The following is a 20,874-nucleotide window of genomic DNA, read 5'->3' as shown; positions in this document are numbered from 1 at the left end:
GCTGGAAATACGGAACATCACCGTCCGATTCGGTGGCGTGACTGCCCTGGACGGAGTGAGCTTCGACGTCGGGGAGTCGGAGATGCTCGGGTTGATCGGCCCGAACGGCGCCGGCAAGACCACACTGTTCAACTGCCTGACCGGCCGCGGCAAGCCCGACGCCGGCACGGTCACCTTTCGCGGAATCGATCTGCTGCGGAAGCGTCCCGACGAGCTGACCGGGCTGGGAATCGCCCGCACGTTCCAGAATCTCGGCCTGTTCGAGCACATGACGGTGCGCGAGAACGTCCTGGTCGGCGCGCACCACCGGGCGACGTCGGGCTTCGGCGCGGCGGCCCTGTGGCTGCCCGGGGTCCGGCGCGAGGAGACCCGGCTCGTCGCCGACGTGCACGAGGTCCTCGAACGCCTGGATCTGCTGGAGGTCGCCGACCATCCGGCGGCCGGACTCCCGTTCGGCACACTCAAACGGATCGAACTGGCCAGGGCGCTCGCGTGCCGACCGCGGCTGCTGATGTTGGACGAGCCGGTCAACGGCCTCAGTCACGGCGAGGTCTTCGAGTTCGCCGCGCTCGTTCGCGCCGTGCACGCCGAGTTCGCCCTGACCGTCATCGTGGTCGAGCACCACATGGGATTCGTGATGGGCCTGTGCGATCGGGTGGTGTGCCTGGACTTCGGCCGGGTGATCGCCGAGGGCACGCCCGCGCAGGTGCAACGGCATCCCGAGGTCGTCGCCGCCTATCTGGGGACCCCGGCATGAGCGAGTTCCTCGTCGTCGACGGCGTGTGCGCCGGATACGGTGCGGCGCAGGTGCTGCACGAGGTGAGTGTGTCGGTGGCCCAGGGCGAGGTGTGCGCGATCCTCGGCCCCAACGGCGCGGGCAAGACCACCCTGCTGCGGACCGCGAGCGGCATGGTGCGGGCGCGCGCGGGCAGCGTGCGCGTGGACGGCGTGGTGCTGGGCCGATCGACGCCGGAATCGGTGGCGCGGCTCGGTGTCGCGCACGTGCCGCAGGGGCGGGGCACCTTCGCGCCGCTGACGGTCGCCGAGAATCTGCGCGCCGGGGCGTTCACCCGCCGGGACACCGCCGCGATCCGCGCCGACCTGGACAAGGTCTTCGGCTACTTCCCGATCCTGAAAGACAAACTGCGGCAGCAGGCGGGCAGCCTGTCCGGTGGCCAGCAGCAGATGCTGGCGCTCGGCCGCGCGCTGATGATGCGGCCGCGCCTGCTGCTCCTCGACGAGCCCTCACTCGGGTTGTCGCCGTTGGTGACCCAGGAGCTGTTCGCCATCATCGCCGCCGTCAACGAAGCCGACGGCACCACCGTCGTGGTGGTCGAACAGAACGCGCATCTCGCGCTGGCCATCGCCGATCGGGCCCATGTGCTGGAGACCGGCCGGGTGGTGCTGTCGGGCACTCCGGCCCAGATCGACGCCGACGACCACATCGCTCGTTCCTACCTCGGATATCAGGCCTGACCCATGCATGCATTTCTCGAACAACTCCTCGGCGGTCTCACCGCGGGCGCGATCTACGCGAGCCTGGCGCTGGGACTGGTCCTCATCTACCGATTCACCGGCGTGGCGAACTTCGCCCAGGGCGAGCTGGCCATGTTCTCGGCGTTTCTCGCCTGGCAGTTCGGCCAGAGCGGAATGCCGTTGTGGCTGGCCATGCTCACCGCCCTCGCGGTCTCCTTCGCCGGCGGCCTGCTCATCGAACGGGTGGTGATCCGCCCGGTCGAGGGCGCACCCGAACTGACGCTGGTGATCGTCACCGTCGGCCTGTACTTCTTCGTCAATGCCGCCGCGGGCTGGATCTGGTCGTTCCAGCTGCACACCTTTCCGAGCCCGTTCCCCGCGGGCGCGATCGGCACCGGCGGGGTGAGCGCGAGCTATCAGAGTCTCGGCGTGCTCGCGGTGGTCGGACTGGTGATGGTGGCGCTGTTCGCGCTGTTCCGGTTCACCAAGATCGGGCTGGCGATGCGGGCGGTGGCCGCGAACCCGGAATCGGCCCGGCTGAACGGGATTCGCGTCGGCGTCGTACTCGCCCTCGGCTGGGGCCTGGCGGCCCTGGTCGGCGCGGTCTCGGGCATCCTCGCCGCACCGATGCTGTTCCTGGAACCGAACATGATGGGCGGGGTCCTCATCTACGCCTTCGCCGCGGCGACGCTGGGTGGTTTCGACTCCCCGGTCGGCGCGGTCGCCGGTGGCCTGATCGTCGGGGTCAGCGAGACACTGGCGGGCGCCTATATCGACGCGATCGGCACCGAGCTCAAGATCGCCGTGCCGCTGCTGATCATCATCACCGTCCTGCTGGTGCGCCCGCAGGGTCTCTTCGGAACCCCGGCGGTGCAGCGAGTATGAGCGACACCGCACTGCACAACCCCGCGCCCGCCGCCGAACCCGGTGGGACGCCACCCGCACCGCGTGCGCGCCTGGTCGCCTTCGTGACCGCGCACCGGACCGCGCTCGTCCACACGGCACTGGCCGTGGCGGTCTGCGTGGCACCGTTCCAGCTGGCGCCGTTCTACACCTTCCAGCTCTCGATGGTGATGGTCTACGCGATCGCCCTGCTCGGGCTGAACCTCCTCGTCGGTTACACCGGGCAGATCTCACTGGGGCACGGCGCCTTCTTCGGCGCCGGTGCGTATGTGGCCGCCGGGATGATGTACCACTGGGACGCACCGTATCTCGCCGCTCTGCCGGCGGCCGCCGCGGTGACCTTCCTGTTCGGTGTCGCGGTGGGCATCCCGGCGCTGCGCTTGCACGGGCTGTACCTGGCCCTGGTGACGCTCGCGATCGCGGTCTTCCTGGTGCCGCTGCTGAAGCGATTCGATGCGGTCACCGGCGGATCCATGGGCTTGACCGTCACCAAGCCGAGCGCCCCGGCGTGGACGGGTCTGGCCGAGGACCAGTGGCTGTACTTCCTGGCGGCGGCCACGGCGGCACTGAGCTTCGCGGCGGTGGCCGGGCTGCTGCGATCACGCGTCGGCCGGGCGCTGCGGGCGATCCGCGACAACGAGATCGTCGCCGAGATGATGGGCGTCCGGCTCGCGGTCTACAAGACCCTCGCCTTCGCCTGGAGCGCCATGCTGGCCGGGATCGCGGGCTGCGTCTACACCTGGGTGATCGCCTACGTGTCACCGGATTCGTTCACCGTCGCCCTGTCGATCACGCTGCTCGCCGGCATCGTCGTCGGCGGTCTCGGGTCGCTGTGGGGCGCGGTGCTCGGTGCCGCGTTCGTCATGTTCGTGCCGAGCCTGGCCCAGGACGTCAACGACGCCGCACCCGGGGTGATCTTCGGCATCGTCGTCATCGGCCTGATGTATCTCGCACCCACTGGACTGGCCGGACTCCTCGCCCGGCTCCCTCGTCACCTCCTCACCCTGCTTGTTCGGAAAGGCGCACGACAATGAGAACCAAGGTATTCCGGGTCGCCGGTGTCACGGCGGCGGCGATGCTCGCCCTCACCGCGTGTGGTGGTCGCGGCGACACGGCGACGACGGCGGGCGGTGACTGCCAGGGGCAGCAGACCGTCGGCATCACCGACACCACCATCACACTCGGCGGGGTGTACCCGCTGTCGGGGCCCGCGTCGGCCTACGGCGAGGCGGGCAAGGCAGGCAAGGCCTACTTCGACTATCTCAACGCCGAGAAGGGCGGCATCAACGGCCGCAAGGTGGAATACCTGGTGCGCGACGACGGCTACCAGCCGCCCAAGACCGTGGAGGAGACCCGAAGGCTGGTCGAGCAGGATCAGGTGTTCGCGATCTTCCCGACGCTGGGCACGGCCACCTCGTCCGCGGTGTGGGACTACCTGAACCAGCGCAAGGTCCCGCAGGTGTTCGTCGCCGGCGGCGCCACGAAGTGGGGCTCGGATACCGCGCATCCGTGGACCATCGGCTGGCAGCCGAGCTACCGGTCCGAGGCGCGGGCCTACGCGAAGTACGTCCGGCAGGAACGGCCCGACGCGACCGTCGCGGTGCTCTATCAGAACGACGACTTCGGCAAGGACCTGCTCGACAACTTCCGCGCGGCGGTGGCCGGCAGCGGTGTGCGAATCGTGGCCGAGCAGAGCTACGAGGTCACCGACCCGACGGTGGAACCGCAGGTGCGCAACCTGGCCGCCTCGAAAGCCGATGTGCTGCTGAACTTCTCGACCCCGAAGTTCACCGCGCAGGCCCTCGCCGCCGACGCGCGCACCGGCGACTGGAACCCGCTGCATGTCATCACCACCGTCTCCAACTCGGTGACCACGCTGAAGCCGGTCGGCGTCGAGAACATCCAGGGCGTGGTGTCGGCCGCCTACACCAAGGACCCCGCCGACCCCGCCCGCGACGCCGACCCGGCGATGCGCGACTACAAGGACAAGCTGGCCCGCTACGGCCAGGGCATCGACCCGACCAGCAACTACGCGATCATCGGCTGGACCAGCGCCGACAGCTTCGCCAAGACCATGGCCGCCGCCACCTGCCCGACCCGCGAGGGCCTGCGTGACTCTATGCGCAACCTGAACAACATCCCGATCGATCTGCTGCTCCCAGGAGTATCGCTGAAGACCGGCAACGGCGACGCGTTCCCCATCGAGGCCCTGCAGATCCAGCGCCTGACCGGTGACCGCTGGAGCCTGGTTGGCTCCATCATCGACACCACCGGCTAGCACACCCCGACTGCTGGTCCCGTGCCGAGGCGCGGGACCAGCAGTCGTTTCCGCCCCGCACCGACGGGCCTGCGCTCGGCTATCTCGGTGACCGAAAGGGGTTGTCCGAGTGCGGCGGCGAGCACCTCGACCGGCCTGCGGGCGGTGACCGGGTGTGGTCCGGTCAGGGCGTAGGTGCGTCCGCGATGGCCGGGCTCGGTCGCGGCCGGCGCCGCCACCGCGGCGATGCCGTTCCGCTGTCCACGAACCTTCCGTTGTGTGCGGGAGTCAGTCGTGGCGCACGGTTGGTCGGTCGAGGGGGATAGGGCCGCGGAACTGGCGGGCGACCGCGGTGAACCAGCCGAGGTGGTAGTGGGCGCCGTCGTCGCGGAATCGGGTGGGGAGTTCGTGCCAGCGCAGGCCGGGGTGGCGGTGGTGGACGTCGTGGAGGGTGAAGTTGAGGGTGCAGCGTTCGAGCAGGCGGGGCAGGCGCAGGTTCATCGCCTCGCGGGGTGCGTCGAGGTCGGTGCCGTAGTGGTAGGCGTTGTCCGAGAGCGAGATGACCAGGGCGCGAGCGGCGATCGCGGCGAGCAGCATCCAGCCGTGCGCGCCGTAGGCCAGGAAGGCTACCGCGTGGACGGCGACGATCGCGGCGGCGTCGGTGCGGAACTTGTCGAGCACGGCGGGCTGGGCGACCCGCTCGAGCAGGAGGCCACCGACCGACTCGGGGGTCTCCACCCGGCGGGCCAGCGCCCGGATGGTCCGCGCCGGCAGCACGGCGAGGAGCAGGGCGATCAGCTCGAGCAGATACAGACCGCCGAGGAGTTGCAGGTAGTGGGACCGCGTGGCCCGGAACCGGCTGGTCGTGGCGGGATCGTAGATCTCGGCGCGTTCGCGGACCCGGCTGTAGCGATGATGCAGCAGGTGACCGGCTTTCAGCAGCGCGAACGGTGAGCCGTACACGGTGGCCAGCACCCGGCCCGCGCGATCGTTGCGTGCGCGGTCCCGCAGCAGTGTGCCGTGGATGGACTCGTGGATCAGCGACCAGAACGGGGTGGTGGTCAGTGCCAGCGGCACCAGGATCCAGCCCCAGGCCACGTTCCGTGGAAGCAGCAGCAGCGGGAGGATGAACAGCTGGGTCGAGCCGATGGCCATCGCCAGGGCGATGAGCCGGACGTTCACGAGGTCGCCGTCGGTGGATCTCGACGGGCGAGCCGGGCCGGGGGTGCGGGTTTCGGTCATGATGCAGCGTCACTCCGGGTAGATCAGGCAACTCCCGCAGCTGATCCTGCCACCGACGCGCAGTCCGCGACAGGGTGAAAGTACCGAGCGTCACACCTGTGTGATCGCCGTACCGGGAATCCGGGCGATCGCCGACGGGACGCCGACGCCCGCTGTCCGAGGACCAGCGGGCGTCGACGCTTGGTCTCAGGCGTACGCGCCGTTCGCGATGTCCGCGAGCAAGGCGGGACCGGAACTAGTCCACGACAGCAGTTCCCGGGTGTGCGCGCTCGACGCCGACATGTCCATGCCGAAGAACCGGCCGACGAATCCGAAGTGCTCGGTGGCGTCCTCGGGTGGGATGGACACGACCGGCACATCGAGCATCCGCCCGATGGCGTCGGCGATGGCGCGGGTGGAGATCGCCTCCTCGGTGACGGCGTGCAGGACGGATCCGGCCGGTGCCGCTTCGAGCGCGAGCCGGACGAGCCGGGCGGCATCGCCGCGATGCACGGCCGCCCAGGCCGTGTCACCGTCACCGAGGTAGCCGGAGCGGCCGTGCCGCCGGGCCGCCGCGACCAGACTCGCCACGAATCCGGTGTCGCCACGCCCGTGGACCGAGGGCGCGAATCGGCTGCTGATCACTCGCACGCCCCTGTCGGCGTACGCGAGCAGGAGGTTCTCGCTGCCACCGCGGGGTGAATCCGGGCCGACGGCGGGGGAGGGATCGCGCTCGACGGCGGGGCGGCCCCGGGTCAAGCCGGAGAGTGCGGCGGCGAGGACGAACGGCCGGTCACTGCCGGTCAGTGCCTCGGCCATCGCGGTGACCGCGGCGCGTTCGGTGCGGTTGGTTCCGGCCGGGTCGGCCCAGTCGTGCTTGTTGGCGAGATGGACGACGGCGTCCGCGGCCGCGGCGGCGGCGCGCAGGCCGTCGACGTCGTCGAGGTCGCCGCGCTGCGGCCGGGCGCCCTTGCGTGCGAGCACCTCCGCGGCGGTCTCGGAGCGGGCGAGGCCGCTGACGGCGTGTCCGGTGGCGAGCAGGTGATCGACGACGGCCGAGCCGATCCATCCGGTCGCTCCGGTGATGAAGACATGCATGGTGAAACTCCTCGAGGGGTGCCCGCGGCTCGCGCGGACGGGGTGGAGGCGGTCGACTCGCGGCCGCCGAAGGGTGAAATCCAGAGCAGGAGGGTGGGTTTCGCCGGTCCTACCGCTGCCCTCGGCGCCCGGAGACCAGGGACTGCGCGACCACCGAGCCGCCGAGAACCAGCACCGCCACGCCGATCGTCCGGAGCCCGGACTGCGTGCCCGAGACGAACGCGGTGAGGATGTCGTCGGCGCGATCGGGGGCGACGGCGAGCGCCTGGGCGACGGTGTGCGGTGCGTGCGCGGCGCGCAGGTCCGCGGGCAGCAGGTCGGAGAATCGTGCGGTGAGCACGGTGCCCACCGCGGCCACCCCGAGCGCGCTGCCGAATTCCCGGGTGGTGGCCTGGAGTCCGGCGCCGACACCGGCCTGCGCGGGCGGCAGCGATCCGGCGATGGCGGCCGAGAGCGTCGGAAGGGCCAGTGTCACACCGATTCCGGTGACGACGAGCCAGGCGGCATAGGCCGGATAGGGCGTGCTCGCGGCACAGGTCGACAACCCGAGCAGGCCACCACCGACGAACACGAACGCGAGCGCGATCGTCGCGTCCGCGCCGATGCGCCGCACCAGCCCGCCGACCCGGCGTGCGCCGACGATGATCGGCACGGTCAGCGCGACGATGCCCAGCCCGGTCCGCAGCACCCCGAACCCCTTGCCGTACTGCAGGAACGAGGCGTTCACATAGAACAGCGCGAACATGCCGAAGAAGATCGTCGTCATCCCCAGGCACGCGCTGCGCAGCTCGGGCGAGCGGAACACACGCGGATCCAGCAGTGGATGCTCGACCGACAGCTCGACGAACACCCACAGCGCGAACAGCACCACGGCACAGCCGAATCCGGCGATCACGACCGTGCTGCCCCACCCCGCCTCGGGCCCTTCGACGATGCCGACGAGTAGTGCCACCGAGGCTCCGACGAGCAAGGCCGTTCCCAGCGGATCGAGTCGCCGGTCGTGCCGCGGTGACACCGGCGCGAACAGGGCCACCAGCACCACGAGAACCAGCGCGATCGGCACCACCGCCACGAACAACCACCGCCACGACCCCCCGGACAGGATCGCCCCGCCGCCGACATTGCCGACGACACCACCGATGCCGGTCATCGACGCCCAGGTCGCGACGGTCGGGCCCCGGTGCTCGGCGGCGACGGCGTGCAGCAGCACCGCCAGCGTATTGGGCAGCACGGCGGCGGCGCCCACTCCCGTGAGCGCCCGGCCGAGGAACAGGACCGCGATGCTCGGCGCGACGGCGGACAGCAGCGCCCCGCTCGCGAACACCACCAGACCGGCGATCAGCACGCCCTTGCGCCCGAACCGATCTCCCGTCGCCCCACCGGGAATCACCAGGCAGGCGAACACGATCACATACGAGTCGACGATCCAGACCAGTGCCGACGCGGACGGGCGGAGGCCGCTCGACGCCAGCATCGGGACGGCGAGGTTGATCGCGGCCACCATGCCGACGACGAGGACGACGCAGGCACACATGATCGCGAGAAGGGCGGGGCCAGAGGCCGGCGCCGATGACGATTCCCGCGGCGTCCGCTCGCGGGTGAGCACATTCCATTGCATGGGAAAAACGCTATGTGCCTGCTGTTACTTCCTGCCACGCAACTTTGGCAAGAATACTTTGCGTACGATGCAACTATGGCGGAGCAGCTCGATCTGAACCTGCTGCGGGTGTTCGACGCGCTGTTGCAGGACCACAGCGTCACCGTGGCGGCCGAACGGCTGCACCTGTCGATTCCCGCGACGAGCCGTGCGCTGAGCCGGTTGCGGCGAGCGATGAACGATCCGATCCTGGTCCGGGCAGGCCGGGGGATGACGCCGACCCCGTTCGCGCTGCGCACGGCGCCCCGCGTGCGCTCGCTGCTCGAGGAGGCGTCGGCGCTGATCAGCGCCGAGCGCGATATCGCCGCGGCGGATCTGCAGCGCACCTTCACGATTCGCATCAACGACGGCGTGGCCGCCACCCTGGCGACCACCGTGGTGGAGGCCACCGCGGCGCTGGCTCCGGGGGTGATCCTGCGGTTCGTCACCGAGGGCACCGAGAGCGTGGAGGCGTTGCGCGACGGCTCCGTCGACCTGGATATCGGCGCCGGTGACGGCGCCGCACCCGATATCCGGACAGCGTCGCTGTACCGGGAACGACTCGTCGGCATCGTCCGCGCCGACAGCCCGCTGGGCAGGCACCGGCGCCCGACCCTGGCGCAGCTGTGTCGTCATCCGCACGTGTCGGCGTCCCGGCGCGGACGGACCAGGGGTCCGCTCGACGAGGTGCTCGAGGCCGCCGGACTGCGCCGTCAGGTCGCCGCCGTGGTGCCCACCTCGGCGGTCGCCGCCCTGCTGGTGTCGTCGAGTCGCTACGTCGGCCTCGTTCCGCAGCGCCTCGCCGAGCAATACGGTCCGGCCCTCGGCATCCGCTGGTTCACGATGCCCGCGCCGCTGCCCGCGGTCGAGGTGCGGTTGTCGTGGCACGCCCGGCTCGACACCGATCCGGCGCAGCGCTGGCTGCGTGACACCATCCTCGGTGCCTTCGCGAGTGAGCCGGACTAGCGGCTCAGACGCACTGGGGGACCTCGGTGGCGAGGAAGTCGCTGATCGCGGCCCAGCTGGAGTCGCGGGCACCGGGACCGGCGATGATGCCCAGGTGACTGCCGTCGACCTCGGCGAAGCGCACTGGCGCGCCGGTGAGCACCTCGGTCCCCGCGGCGACGGACGCGGCCGAGGCGAGTTTGTCGCGGCGGCCGCCGATCAGCAGGACCGGGACCGTGATCGCGGCCAGCTCGATCGCGTGATAGGGGCTCAGATGCACGGTGCCCTTCCACATCTCGTTGCGCACGATCAGCTGGCGATAGACCTGCCGGTAGAACCGGCCGGGATAGCCGGGCATCTCGTCCATGAACCGGTCGACGGCCTGCATGCGCGCCAGCGCCTCCACATCACCGGCATTGCGGGCGATGTACCACGGTTTGGTGAGTTCACGATCGAGCGCCTGGGCCCGGAAGCCCAGCCGCACAGCCTGTTTCGGTATGCCGCCGACGAGCCGGACCGGCTCGGTGACGATCCGGCCCGAGGTCAGGCGGCCGACCGAGCGCGCGAGCGCCATCGGGCCGTTGCGGCGCTGATCGAACGGTGTGCCGACCGCGGTGAGCGAGGCGAGTGGCAGCCGGGGGTCGGCGGCCGCGGTGAGCAGGCTGATCGTGCCGCCGAAGGACCAGCCGATCACGTCGACCGGGGCGTGCGCGTGCGCCGCGCTGACCCGGCGGACGGCGGTGGGCACGATGTCGTCGACCCATTCCTCGAAACCCAGGTTCCGGTCGGCATAGCCGATCTCGCCGTAGTCCAGGACATAGACGTCGCGCCCCATCTCCAGCAGATACTCGACCAGGCTCTGGCCGGGCCGCAGGTCGTAGCAGGAAATGGTCACCGCCAGCGGCGGGACCAGCAGAACGGGGTTGCCGGTGCTCTCGGTGCTGCGGCGATAGCGCCGCAACCGCCGATGCGGATGGTCGTAGACGACCTCCGACGGCGTCGGAACATACGGCTCGATTCCGGGGCCGAGCAGCGCGCCCACATTGCGCACGGCATTGTCCCAGCTGACCATCACATACCTCCACGACCGTGCCCGCCGCACAGTTTACCTGGACATCGTGTCCGACTTATCTCGGGGAGGCGAATTCGCCCGGCGCGTAGATCTGCGCCGGGCCCGGCGCGCTCGGCTATCTTGGGCCGATGTGCTCGCCGGAGATCGTTCGTCTCGCCCATGATGGTGCGCCGCGTCCCAGCCGGCGGGCCCTGTTCGGTCTCGCGGGCCTGACCGCGCTCGCCGCGGCGGTACCCGCACCCGCTGCCGCCGCACCGCGTGCCGGGGGCGTGATCGACCTGACCCACACGCTCACACCGGAATTGCCGGTGTGGCCGGGCAATCCGCCGATCGCCCTGGTGCCGGTGGCGTGGCACGCCTCCGGTGGCTTCGGGCAGTTCGCCCTCGGCTACTGGGAACACACCGGCACACACCTCGACGCGCCCGCGCATCGGATCGTCGGCGGCGCGACGACGGATGCGCTGGTCGTCGACGATCTGGTCGCCCCGCTCGTGGTCATCGACATCAGCGCGAAGGCCGCCACCGAGGCCGACGCGGTGGTCACCGTCGCCGATATCGACCGATGGCGAGCACAGTTCGGGGAGATCCCCGAGCGGGCCTTCGTCGCGATGTATTCCGGCTGGGAGCGGCGCCTGGCCGAACCGTCGACCTTTCTCAATCTGGACGGTCAGGGCAGGCCGCACGCGCCGGGATTCTCGGCCGATGCCGCGGAATACCTTGTCGCGCAGTGCGGGATCGTCGGGGCGGGCGTCGATACGCTCAGCCTGGACTGCGGCGCGGACCCGGACTTCGGCGCGCACACCACGCTGCTCGGCGCAGGCCGCTACGGCGTGGAGATGCTCGCGAACCTCGCGACGGTTCCGCCGTTCGGGGCGAAGGTCGTCGTTGGCGCGCCGAAACACGCGGGCGGCACGGGTGGACCGTGCCGGGTACTCGCCCTCACCTGAGCGGTCCCCACTCGGGCCTGCCGATCGAGAGCTGGTGCGCGAAAACGTTTCCCGGATCGCGGTCGGTCTTGATCCGGTGCAGCCGGGGATAGTTGTCGCGGTAGTAGAACGTATGCCAGGGCAGGCCAGAGGTGTTCCACGCCGGGTCGGCCAGATCCGGGTCCGGGTAGTTGATGTAGCTGCCGCCGTAGGTGTCGCCGGGGACCGGGACCCCGCCGGTGTCGGCGTGCACATCGCGGTACATCTCGCGGGCCCAGCGCAGGAAGCGGTCGTCACCGGCAGGCTGGCGCCAGGCGGCGTGGATGAGCATCGTCATGAACGAATCGCGCGCGGGCATGGCGGTCGCGTCGGCGGAGACGGCGTTGATCGCGCCGCCGAACGGCAGGAATTCGAGCTGGGACTCGCCGAGGAAACGGGGATTGGTGAGGTAGCGGTAGAAGACCCGGAGCTGGTCGGGGGAGTACGCCGTGCGCAGGTAGGCGGCTTTCACCTTGACCCGGAGCGCACTCGGGCCCTTCGCGTAGTACACCTGGCGCACGGTGTCGGGGTAGGACAGCTGGGCGACCGGCGTCGGGATCGCCGGGGGAAAGACACCGTCGGTCACCGTCGCGACGAAGGTGTCCAGTCGTGCGCGCGCGTCGGGTGCGTCGGCGTCGAGCAGCACGAGCAGCTCCGCGGCGGCGGTGCCGGTCGTCCTGATCATGAGCGGGGCGTACAGGCCGGTGAACTCGTCGCCGGGCGCGCTGTGCCGTTGGAAGAAGGCGAGGTAGTTGCCGACGAAGCGGACGAACGACTCCTCCGTCGTGACCGGCACGATCAGTCGCGTGCTGAGCATGCTGCCCGGCGGCTTCGGCAGGGCCGCGGCGGGATCGGTGCCGTCGGCGCCGGGGGAGCGGAGCAGGAACCGCGTCACCACACCGAAATTGCTGCCGCCACCACCGGTGTGGGCCCACCACAGATCGCGGTCGGGTCCGTCGGGGGTCGCGAGCACCACCTTCGCCGCGCCGTCGGCGTCGACCGTCACCACCTCCACTCCGGCCAGGTGGTCGGCCACGAGCCCGTGCCGCCGCGACAGTGGGCCGTACCCGCCACCGCAGAGATGGCCGCCCATGCCGACGCCGAGGCAGATCCCGCCCGGCACGGTGACGCCGCCATTGCGGAGCAGTGCCTCGTAGACGGTGCCGATGTCGGCGCCGGCGCCGACCGAGAACGCGCGCAGGCGCTCGTCCCAGTACACGGCGTCGATCCTGCTCAGATCGATGAGCGACCGGGTGGCGGCGTGGTCGACGAAGTTGTCGAAGCAGTGGCCGCCCGAGCGTGCGGCGATCCGCGTCCCCTCGGCGACGGATCTCGCGACCGCGGTGCGGACCTCCTCGGTCGTCGTGGGCAGATAGATCTTCGCCGGTCGGGCCTGGAACCGGCGGTTGTAGCCGCGCCGGGTGAGCTCTTCGTACTCGTGGTCGCCTGCACCGAGCACCCGCCCCTCGGCCCTGGCGGTGGGAAGGCCCAATGTGGTGACGGCGCCGCCGAGCGCGGCCGCGGCGAGCAACTGCCGACGGGAGAGCATCGTGCTCCTTTCGCTCGGCGCGGGTCGATCTGCTCGGACCCTAGCCGAACCGGGGTGCCGCGGATGCCCGATGCGAGTGGTCACCACATCGGGCGCGCCGCGGGCTCGCTAGCCGCGATAGACCTCGACGTACGCGTTGGTGGCGGCCGCGACGACACCCGGGCCCATGCCGGTGCACGCGGCCGAGATGCGCTGGCCCGAGGGCTCGAACGGGTAGCTGAGCACGGTGTAGGAGCCGATCGTGTACATCGGGAACGGGCCGTTGGCGTAGAAGCCGAAGCAGTCGAGGTGCAGGACGTAGTTGCTTCCGCCGTCGGGCTGACAGGTGGCCGACGCGCCGAAGAAATCCCGTTCGACCCGGCAGTCCTGTGGTGCCGCCTGCGCGGTGCCGGAACCGACGACGGCGACGAACGCCAGGCCGCAAACCCCGGCGGCCGCGACGCGGGCGACGGCGGTGAATGTCTTGTTCATGGAACTCCTCTGTTCGGGACGATCTTCGGTGGAAGCGCTGAGTCCTGGCCATGGGGACGCTCGTGGCGCCGGTGGTGGCCGTGGCCCACCGGGCGCGGTCCCCGGCCGTGCGGCGGGCGATCTGCGGGTCGGCAGCAGATTCGTGGTGAGCGCCTCGGTGACCACGGTGGCGACGAGACCGGTGAGTTCGGTGGCGCGCGTGGGGTTTTCGTCGAGCATGATCAGCCAGGAGTAGAGCGGGCCGAGCAGCAGCGCCTGGACCACGGCCGGGTCCGGTGCGCGGGTCAGTTCACCGCGGGCGATCGCGCGGTCCAGCACCGTCGTGATGATGCGCCGTTCCACGGGCAGGAAGGTCGTCGCGAAACGGATGCGCAGGCGGGGGTCGGCGCGGATGTCGGCGAGCAGGCCGGTGAGGTTGCCCGCGCCGGCGTCGCGCACCTGTGTCGCGATCTGGGTGGTGAGCGCGCGCAGATCGGCGGACAGGCTGCCGGTGTCGGCGGGCGCCGCCGCGCGCAGATCGTGGAGCAGGACGGCGAAGGTCATCTCCTGTTTGGTCGCGTAGCGGCGGTAGATGGTCGCCTTGCTCACGCCCGCGCGGGTCGCGACCGCGTCCACGGTCGACCCCGCGTACCCGCGCTCGTCGAGCACCGCACGCACCGCCGCCGCGATCGACGCGTCCACGCGTTCCTCGCGCGGTCGGCCGGCCCCTCGTTGCCCTGTCGCCACCAGGGCAGCATACGAAACTATTAGTTTCGGTATCAAGCATCCGGCGATTCCGGCGTGGTCTCAGGGCGCGGGTGGGAAGAAGTCGCGCAGCAGCGGTGTCACCGGGTTCGGGGGCAGGAGGTCGTCGAGATTGGCCAGGGCCGCGGCCGGGGGCAGGGTCCGGTCCGGCGTGCGTGCCGGGTCCTCGATTTCCGCGAGGGCGTCGGCGATGCCCTCGTCGATGGCGGCGGGCAGGTCCACCGGCAGGGTGGCGGTCTTACTCGGGTTCAGTGGCTGGTCGAACCGCAACGGCGTCGGCTCCGCGTAGTCGGTGCGGTCGTATCCCGTCTCGATCAGGACCCGCAGCGCCGGTTCCAGCAGGACCGCGGCGGGCTCGGTGACATTCGTGGTGTTCGTGTGCTGTCCGACCGCGCGCAAGGGGTACAGCAGGGGCAAGGTGCCCTCGGGACTGGGGATCGTCTTGTAGACGGTGTCACCGTGGCTCTGGCAATTCTCGGGATGCGCAGCGCAGTTCTGCTGGGCGACGAAGTCGGCGGGATCGCGGTAGCCGTAGATCGCCGCGCCCGCCTTGGGTTCGCTGCCCGCGCCGTCGCCCTTCGGCTGCAGGTAGGAGGGGTGGATCAGCAGGGTGCCCAGCAGGGCGTTCGCATCGGCGAGCACATTGAGTGGATAGGCGGGGAAATCCGAGATGCCGTCGTACTGCATGGCGATATCCGTGGTCGCGATGCCCGTGTCGGTCGGGGTGGGCGGTCCGAAACTGATGTCGGCGACCGGGATCTCACCGAAACGCACCGGCCGTTCGATGATGCCGCCGTTGGGACGGTTCGGATTCGCGATGAGGACGAAGGTGAGCCGGTTCTTCTCCGCCGGCGTCAGCCCCGCCAGAGCGGCCTTCTCCGCACTGGCCACCGTCGCACCCTGCGAATAGCCGAAGATCACGATGCCGCCGTTCCCCGGCGCACCCAGCTGACGCGCGGCCAGCGCGCCGAGAGTGGCGACGCCGTCGGCGACCGAGGGATCCCACTTCGCCGACGACGCCCCGGGGCCCTTCGACGAGATGACCGGCCACAGCGACGCGTCGTAGGGAACGGGAACGAAGGTGACGCCGGGACAAGCGTTGTCGGTACAACCGTGTGCGCCGGGAACGACGAAGTTCTGGTAGGCGTTGCTCTCGAAATCGTGGGCCACCGACGGGTCGCTGGTACCCGTGCCGGGCACGATCAGCACCGTCGTCGCCGCCAGCGCGACCGCACCGACACTCTGTATCTCCAGCCATGCCACACCCAGTGCCGTGAGAAGCGCGGCGGATGTACTCCCGTGTGCCGTTGAACGTCGCTTGCCGGTCCCCGATCGATGGGTCTTTCGCGTCTTCGATGTCTGCGGCATGGGCTACCCCTTCAGCGGGAGGGAAGAGCGAGACCTCGGCAATTTCCGAGCAATTGTGCCAGCGGGGGTGCGGGGCGACAAGGTCGCAACGCGGATCCCGGATCGCGTGTCGGCCTCGGGATAGGGTTTCGTGGTGGTGTTCCTGCGGGCACTGGGCGCGATCGAGGTCGAGGTGGACGGGCACGTCGTGGATCTGGGCGGCCCGGTGCCGCGACGGTTCCTCGCGGCGCTGTCGACCGGCGCGGGCTCGCCGCTGTCCGATGCCGCCCTCGCCGACCTCGTGTGGGGTGCCGAGCAGCCACGGCAGGCATCGGCGACCTTGCGGGTCGTCGCTTCCCGGCTCCGGTCCGCACTGGGCCCCGCCGGGCGAGAGCTGGTGCGCCGCAGGGGGTCCGGTTACCTGCTGGCGCTCCCGGCCGAGCACACCGATCTCGGCAGGTTCGCCGACCTGGTCGCCGCCGGACTGCGCGAGTTCGCCGTCGACGATCCCGTGTCCGCCGAGCGGGTACTGAGCGACGCGCTCGCGCTGTGGCGGGGTGACCCGTGGCCGGAGCTGGAGCAGGCCGACGGTCCGCTGGCGGAGCGCATCCGGCTCAGGGAGTTGTACGAGGTCGCGATCGAGGAGCGGGCGGCGGCGCGGCTGGCGTGCGGTGAGCTCGCGACGGCGGTGGCCGATCTCGGCGAGGCGGTGACGGCCGCACCGTTCCGGGAGCGGCGCTGGGAGCTGCTGGCCTCGGCGCTGTACCGCAGCGGTCGTCAGGCGCAGGCACTGGCCGAACTGCGCCGGGTGCGCGAGCTGCTGGTGGCGGAACTGGGGGTGGAACCCGGGCCCGCGCTGCGGTCGCTCGAGCGCCGGATGCTCGAGCAGGATCCGGGTCTGCTGGTGGAATCGCCTGGCGCGCGGCCGGATTCCCCGCCCTGCCGCCGCCCACCGCACCGGCGGCCGCTGTCGGCGTTCCTCGGCCGCGACGACGAGCTGCGCGTGCTGGGCGAGCTGCTCACCACCGAGCGACTGGTCAGCGTCGTCGGACCCGCCGGCGTGGGCAAGACCCGGTTGGCGATCGAACACTGGACCGCGGCGGAGGCGCCCGTCGACCGATGGTTCGTGCGCCTGGGTGACGTCGACGACGGCGACGCCGTGCCGACCGCGATCGCGACGACGCTGTCGCTGGTCCAGCGCACCGGCGACCCCGTGACCCAGATCTGCCGGGCGCTGGCGGCGACGCCCGGCCTGCTGGTGCTCGACAACTGCGAGCACCTGATCGAACCGGCTGCCCGCGTCGTGGTGACGGTGCTGGCCGCCTGCCCGCACCTGCGGATCCTGGCCACCAGCCGACAGCCGCTCGGTGTCGACGGCGAGCATGTGCTGGCCCTGTCGCCGCTGCCGGTGTTCGACGAACTCGGCGACGACGGTGCCGCGGTGCGCCTGCTGTTCGACAGGGTGCGCGCCGGCCGGGCGGGCTGGCGACCCGATTCCGCGGATCGGACGGCCGCGCACGAGATCTGCGCGATGCTGGACGGCCTGCCCCTGGCCATCGAACTGGCGGCCGCGCGCGAACGCGCGTTCGGGCTATCCGAGATCGCGACCCATCTGCGCGACCGGCGAGACGTGCTCGGTCCGACCCCGCACGGATCGCTGTCGCGGCACGCCGACTTGTCCGCGGCGATCGGGTGGAGCGTCGACGATCTGGCCCCCGGCGATCGGGCTCTGCTGGTGCGGTTGTGGCCGTTCGAGGGCGGATTCACCTGGCAGGCGGCCGCGGCGACACACCCCGATGCGGGTGTGCTCGCCCCGCTGGCCTCGCTTGTCGACCGGTCCGTGCTCACCCTCGAGCACACGCCCTCCGGCACCCGCTACCGCCTGCTGGAGACTGTCCGTGGCTACTGCCGCGGCGTCGACCCCGACCCGGGGGCCAGCCGGGCCGAGCACGCGCGCTGGGTCCGCACCTTCGCCGCCGAGAAATCGGCCCTGCTGACCGGCCATCACGCCGCGGGCGCCTATCGGTCGCTGGCCGCGGAGCTGCCGAATCTCCGGGCCGGGATCGCCTACGATCTCGAGCACCATCCGGTGGTGGCACTGCGGACCGTGGCGGCCCTGCAGTTCGCGTGGAGTGTGCTCGGCATCGTGGCGGTCGGCCGCACGCTGCTGCGTGACGCGTTGGCGGCCGCGGCCGATGCCCCCGCCGCCGACCGCGCCTTCGGGCTGCTCGGTCTGTCGATCGTGTCGTTCCACGCCGGGGAGCCCGCCGAAGCGCTCGCGAGTGCCGATGCCGCCATGGCCATCCTGGGCGGACCGGAGACCGCGCGGGAATTGTGGTTGTCCGCCTTGATGTATCGGGCGCTGGCGTGGACCGCGCTCGGTGACCCGGCGACCGCGCGGGTGGCGGTCGACGCGCTCGTCGCAGAGGTCGACCGGCTGCCGACGCCGGAGTGGATCCGCGGCTGCGCGGAGTTCGGCACGGGCACCGTGCTGCTGCTGGAGGGCCGTCGGACCGAGGCCGTGCGCCTGCTGCGGGTGGCCCGCGAACGCAGCGCCGACTGCGGTCACCTGTGGTGTGAAGGCATGGCCGATGTGGTGCTGGCCTGGGCGATCCTGGCCGACCCGGACGACACCGACGGCGCCGCCGCAGCGCTCACCGCCCTCGATCGCGCGCTGGGGGTCTTCGCCCGGCAGTCGAACATCGCCGACGCGCTGGGGGCGGTGTACGCCGCGTCGTACGCGCTCATGGCGCGGGGCCGACCGGAGCAGGCGCTGCGGGTGCGCGCGGCGGCACTGCACCACTCCGCGCGGGTCGGCGCCGACCCGCGCCGCTACGCCCAGTTCGCCCATCCCGCGATCGTCGCGCGGATGGACCGGCTGCTGGCCGCCCACTCGCGACCGGACGAGCTGACCGACGGGGCGGCGCTGAGCTGGCCCGCGGTGATCGACCTGGTCGGTGCGCTGGCCAGGGCCGACCGGCCGGAGCTCGGGCCGCCGTCGCTGTAGCGGGACTGAAACACCCGGGCGCGACAGTCGAGAGGAGCCGCCGACCGGCCGCTCGCACCGACACCGTGAGGGCCGAACCATGTCTGATCCCCAGCACGCGCGCACCTTCGAACTCTGTGCCGCGACGACCGTCTTCCGGCCCGCCGCGCAGGTCTGGGCGGTCCTCGCCGACTACGCCAACGACCCGCGGTGGCGCACCGGCGTGGTCGCCATGACCGCCGACCCACCCGGCATCGCCACCACCGCGACCCGCACCACCGAGGAACTCCGCTTCGCCGGGCGTACCTGGCGGACCCGGGTCGAGGTCGGCACCGTCGTCCCCGGCACCCGCCTGACCTGGCGCACCGTCAGCGGAGCGGACGCGGACGGCGCGCGCACCGTCACCGCGCTCGCGCCCGGCCGCTGCGCGGTCCGCCTCGACCTGCGGGTGCGACCGCACGGACTGCAACGGCCCTTCGGTGCGCTCCTGGCACGCATGCTGCAACACAACCTCACCCGCGACGTCGAGGCACTCCGCGAACTGGTCGAAGCCACACCATCCCGGCCCGCTGACGAGCGGACATCCGGGTCGCAGGTCAGTGGGCCAGTTTGAGTCCGACGACGCCGGTCACGATCATGGTCAGGAACACCAGCTTGACGATCGTGATCGGTTCCTCGCCGGTGGCCATGGCGTAGGTGACGGTGAGGACCGCGCCGATGCCCACCCAGACCGCGTAGGCGGTGCCGACGGGTAGTTCGCGCAGGGCGACGGCCAATCCGGCCATACTCGCGATGAGCGCGACGAAGAACACCACCGACGGCACCAGCCGGGTGAAGCCTTCGGATTTGCCCAGCGCGGTCGCCCACACGGCTTCCAGGAATCCGGACACGACGAGCAGAATCCACGACATCACAGCCCTCCTCGGGCCGTCTTGTCGCACTCCGGGTACGGCACCCCTCGTCCGGAAGCCCGAAGTCCGGGCTCTTCTCCACCATGGCACGCCGGTTACCGGGCGGCAAGCGTTGGTGGTCGGGCTCACCGGGAGTGTCGGTGGCTCGCCGTAAACTCGCGTGCGTGGGGAGGATTCGCGCGTTCGCCGGGGGATTCGTGTTGACGCTGCCGAGCGTGGCGCTCAACGGTGTGCTGGTCTACGTCGTCGGCATCGCCGTCGGTCGCTGGGCGGCGGCGATCGTGCTCGCGCTGTGGTTCGTGATCGGGTGCGGGGTGGCCAGTGCCGCGTGGTTCCACCCGAACCGGGGCCAGGCGGCCGCCGCCTACGGCTTCCGCAAGCCGGTCGGCGCGGAACCGGACCTGCTCGCGACCGCCTGGTCCGACGTCACCCGGACCGCCGGCGTCGACGGCTGGCCCTATTCGCTGTGGGTGCAGCAATCGGGCACGCTCAACGCGTTCGCCGCGCCCGCGCGGATGGTCGCGGTGACGAGCTGGGCGATCGGGTCGCTGCGGCCACGGCAATTGGCGGCGGTGCTCGCCCATGAACTCGCCCATCACCTGATGCTCGATCCACGGTTGCGGCTGCTCGAGGAGTGGGTCGCGCTCCCGGCCCGCATGGTGCGCGCGATCGGCAAGATCCCGGTCCGCGCGGCACGGGGGCCCGGGGTCGTCCGGTTCCTGATCCGGTCGGCGATCTCGGCCGCGCTGCTCGTGGTCGCGGCGGTCGTGCTGACGCCGCGCGTCGGCGTGCCGGTCGTGGTCGTGCTGATCGGCCTGCTCGTCCTGGAACCGCTGACGGCGGCGGCGCGCTCGCGGCGCGCGGAGTTCGCCGCCGACCGGATGGCGGTCGAGTTCGGGTACGGCCGCGATCTCCATGGCGCACTGCGGAAGTGGCTGCCGTACGAGACGTCGCCGGAGTCGGCCTTGCTCGCGGCCAGGACCCGCTGGCTGGGCACCCATCCGCCGACAACGGAACGGCTGCAGGCGATTCGACGCACCGCCGCGGCCTGATCGCGCCGACGACAGGGGAAGAGGCGCACCCGCCGGAGGAACAGTCGGCGGGTGCGCCGGATCAGTGGCGGCCACGAAGCGATCCGCACCGCGAGGGCAGCTCGGGGTGCGGGTCCGCGGGGCGCGAGGTGCCGCCGCGGGCGTCGGGTTCGCTCGGTCGGCGTGGCCGGGCACCTGATCCGGCACCGATACTGCCGCCGCCCTCGTGAGGATTTCGTGAGCGGCCGGGCGGGTGGCGCAC

The 20,874-nt window shown here is 71.1% G+C and carries 19 protein-coding genes and 1 riboswitch; of the genes, 10 read left to right on the top strand and 9 right to left on the bottom strand.

What is annotated here, in order from left to right:
- Positions 1-37 precede the first annotated feature (37 nt).
- From ACFVW6_RS17250 to ACFVW6_RS17230, 5 genes are read left to right on the top strand one after another with little or no spacing between them, the layout of a single operon-like run.
- Positions 38-757, top strand: coding sequence for an ABC transporter ATP-binding protein (locus ACFVW6_RS17250; protein WP_378828558.1), 720 nt, complete (start codon positions 38-40; stop codon positions 755-757).
- Positions 754-1,476 (top strand): ABC transporter ATP-binding protein, encoded by a 723-nt coding sequence (locus ACFVW6_RS17245; protein ID WP_378828556.1) that lies wholly within the window; start codon positions 754-756, stop codon positions 1,474-1,476. The genes ACFVW6_RS17250 and ACFVW6_RS17245 overlap by 4 nt, the downstream gene beginning before the upstream one ends.
- 3 nt (positions 1,477-1,479) lie before the next feature.
- Positions 1,480-2,361: a branched-chain amino acid ABC transporter permease gene (locus ACFVW6_RS17240; RefSeq protein ID WP_357346826.1), complete on the top strand. Its 882-nt coding sequence runs from the start codon at positions 1,480-1,482 to the stop codon at positions 2,359-2,361.
- The gene (locus ACFVW6_RS17235) at positions 2,358-3,413 is read left to right on the top strand and encodes a branched-chain amino acid ABC transporter permease (RefSeq protein ID WP_378828553.1); all 1,056 of its coding nucleotides are present in this window, start codon (positions 2,358-2,360) and stop codon (positions 3,411-3,413) included. The genes ACFVW6_RS17240 and ACFVW6_RS17235 overlap by 4 nt, the downstream gene beginning before the upstream one ends.
- Positions 3,410-4,657: an ABC transporter substrate-binding protein gene (locus ACFVW6_RS17230; RefSeq protein WP_378828551.1), complete on the top strand. Its 1,248-nt coding sequence runs from the start codon at positions 3,410-3,412 to the stop codon at positions 4,655-4,657. The genes ACFVW6_RS17235 and ACFVW6_RS17230 overlap by 4 nt, the downstream gene beginning before the upstream one ends.
- Here the strand turns inward: ACFVW6_RS17230 and ACFVW6_RS17225 are convergent.
- The 4 genes from ACFVW6_RS17225 to ACFVW6_RS17210 form a co-directional block, all read right to left on the bottom strand.
- Positions 4,654-4,875 carry a hypothetical protein gene (locus ACFVW6_RS17225; protein WP_378828549.1) on the bottom strand — a complete coding sequence of 74 codons (222 nt, stop codon included), beginning with the start codon at positions 4,873-4,875 and terminating at the stop codon, positions 4,654-4,656. The genes ACFVW6_RS17230 and ACFVW6_RS17225 overlap by 4 nt on opposite strands.
- Before the next feature lie 49 nt (positions 4,876-4,924).
- Positions 4,925-5,878 carry a fatty acid desaturase gene (locus ACFVW6_RS17220; protein WP_378828546.1) on the bottom strand — a complete coding sequence of 318 codons (954 nt, stop codon included), beginning with the start codon at positions 5,876-5,878 and terminating at the stop codon, positions 4,925-4,927.
- Between the two features lie 186 nt (positions 5,879-6,064).
- Positions 6,065-6,955: an SDR family oxidoreductase gene (locus tag ACFVW6_RS17215; protein WP_378828542.1), complete on the bottom strand. Its 891-nt coding sequence runs from the start codon at positions 6,953-6,955 to the stop codon at positions 6,065-6,067.
- 109 nt (positions 6,956-7,064) lie between these two features.
- Positions 7,065-8,573 (bottom strand): MFS transporter, encoded by a 1,509-nt coding sequence (locus ACFVW6_RS17210; RefSeq protein ID WP_378828540.1) that lies wholly within the window; start codon positions 8,571-8,573, stop codon positions 7,065-7,067.
- A 75-nt stretch (positions 8,574-8,648) separates the two neighbouring features.
- Between ACFVW6_RS17210 and ACFVW6_RS17205 the strand changes: the two genes are divergently transcribed.
- Entirely contained in the window at positions 8,649-9,557 is a 909-nt protein-coding gene (locus tag ACFVW6_RS17205; protein WP_378828538.1) for a LysR family transcriptional regulator, read from the top strand.
- 4 nt (positions 9,558-9,561) lie between these two features.
- Here the strand turns inward: ACFVW6_RS17205 and ACFVW6_RS17200 are convergent, their stop codons facing one another.
- Positions 9,562-10,608: an alpha/beta fold hydrolase gene (locus tag ACFVW6_RS17200; RefSeq protein ID WP_378828536.1), complete on the bottom strand. Its 1,047-nt coding sequence runs from the start codon at positions 10,606-10,608 to the stop codon at positions 9,562-9,564.
- Positions 10,609-10,736: 128 nt separating this feature from the next.
- Between ACFVW6_RS17200 and ACFVW6_RS17195 the strand changes: the two genes are divergently transcribed.
- A complete protein-coding gene (locus tag ACFVW6_RS17195) occupies positions 10,737-11,555 on the top strand; it encodes a cyclase family protein (protein WP_378828534.1) in 819 nt (272 codons plus the stop codon).
- On the opposite strand, the gene ACFVW6_RS17190 is transcribed toward ACFVW6_RS17195, so the two are convergent.
- The 3 genes from ACFVW6_RS17190 to ACFVW6_RS17180 all read right to left on the bottom strand — a co-directional run bounded on the left by ACFVW6_RS17190 (position 11,548) and on the right by ACFVW6_RS17180 (position 15,600).
- Complete coding sequence (locus ACFVW6_RS17190) at positions 11,548-13,122, bottom strand: FAD-binding oxidoreductase (RefSeq protein WP_378828532.1); 1,575 nt, start codon at positions 13,120-13,122, stop codon at positions 11,548-11,550. The two genes, ACFVW6_RS17195 and ACFVW6_RS17190, sit on opposite strands and share 8 nt — an antisense overlap.
- Before the next feature lie 108 nt (positions 13,123-13,230).
- Entirely contained in the window at positions 13,231-14,274 is a 1,044-nt protein-coding gene (locus ACFVW6_RS17185; protein ID WP_378828529.1) for a TetR/AcrR family transcriptional regulator, read from the bottom strand.
- A gap of 105 nt (positions 14,275-14,379) precedes the next feature.
- Positions 14,380-15,600, bottom strand: a complete 1,221-nt coding sequence (locus ACFVW6_RS17180) for a PE-PPE domain-containing protein (protein WP_378828527.1) — start codon at positions 15,598-15,600, stop codon at positions 14,380-14,382.
- A 238-nt stretch (positions 15,601-15,838) separates the two neighbouring features.
- Here ACFVW6_RS17180 and ACFVW6_RS17175 point away from each other — a divergent pair, with 238 nt between their 5' ends.
- Complete coding sequence (locus ACFVW6_RS17175; protein ID WP_378828525.1) at positions 15,839-18,691, top strand: BTAD domain-containing putative transcriptional regulator; 2,853 nt, start codon at positions 15,839-15,841, stop codon at positions 18,689-18,691.
- 79 nt (positions 18,692-18,770) lie between these two features.
- A complete protein-coding gene (locus ACFVW6_RS17170) occupies positions 18,771-19,283 on the top strand; it encodes an SRPBCC family protein (protein WP_378828523.1) in 513 nt (170 codons plus the stop codon).
- On the opposite strand, the gene ACFVW6_RS17165 is transcribed toward ACFVW6_RS17170, so the two are convergent.
- On the bottom strand, positions 19,267-19,581 hold the full coding sequence (locus ACFVW6_RS17165) for a DMT family transporter (RefSeq protein ID WP_378828520.1): 315 nt from the start codon (positions 19,579-19,581) through the stop codon (positions 19,267-19,269). The genes ACFVW6_RS17170 and ACFVW6_RS17165 overlap by 17 nt on opposite strands.
- A 10-nt stretch (positions 19,582-19,591) precedes the next feature.
- Positions 19,592-19,658: riboswitch (guanidine-III (ykkC-III) riboswitch) on the bottom strand.
- A gap of 87 nt (positions 19,659-19,745) precedes the next feature.
- Between ACFVW6_RS17165 and ACFVW6_RS17160 the strand changes: the two genes are divergently transcribed.
- Positions 19,746-20,633, top strand: a complete 888-nt coding sequence (locus tag ACFVW6_RS17160) for a M48 family metalloprotease (RefSeq protein ID WP_378828518.1) — start codon at positions 19,746-19,748, stop codon at positions 20,631-20,633.
- Positions 20,634-20,874 lie beyond the last annotated feature (241 nt).

It is taken from the genome of Nocardia sp. NPDC058244 (genome assembly GCF_042882065.1).
Taxonomy (GTDB): domain Bacteria; phylum Actinomycetota; class Actinomycetes; order Mycobacteriales; family Mycobacteriaceae; genus Nocardia.
Note: the sequence above shows the minus strand (reverse complement) of the source record. Positions and strands in the feature narration are given on the sequence as shown.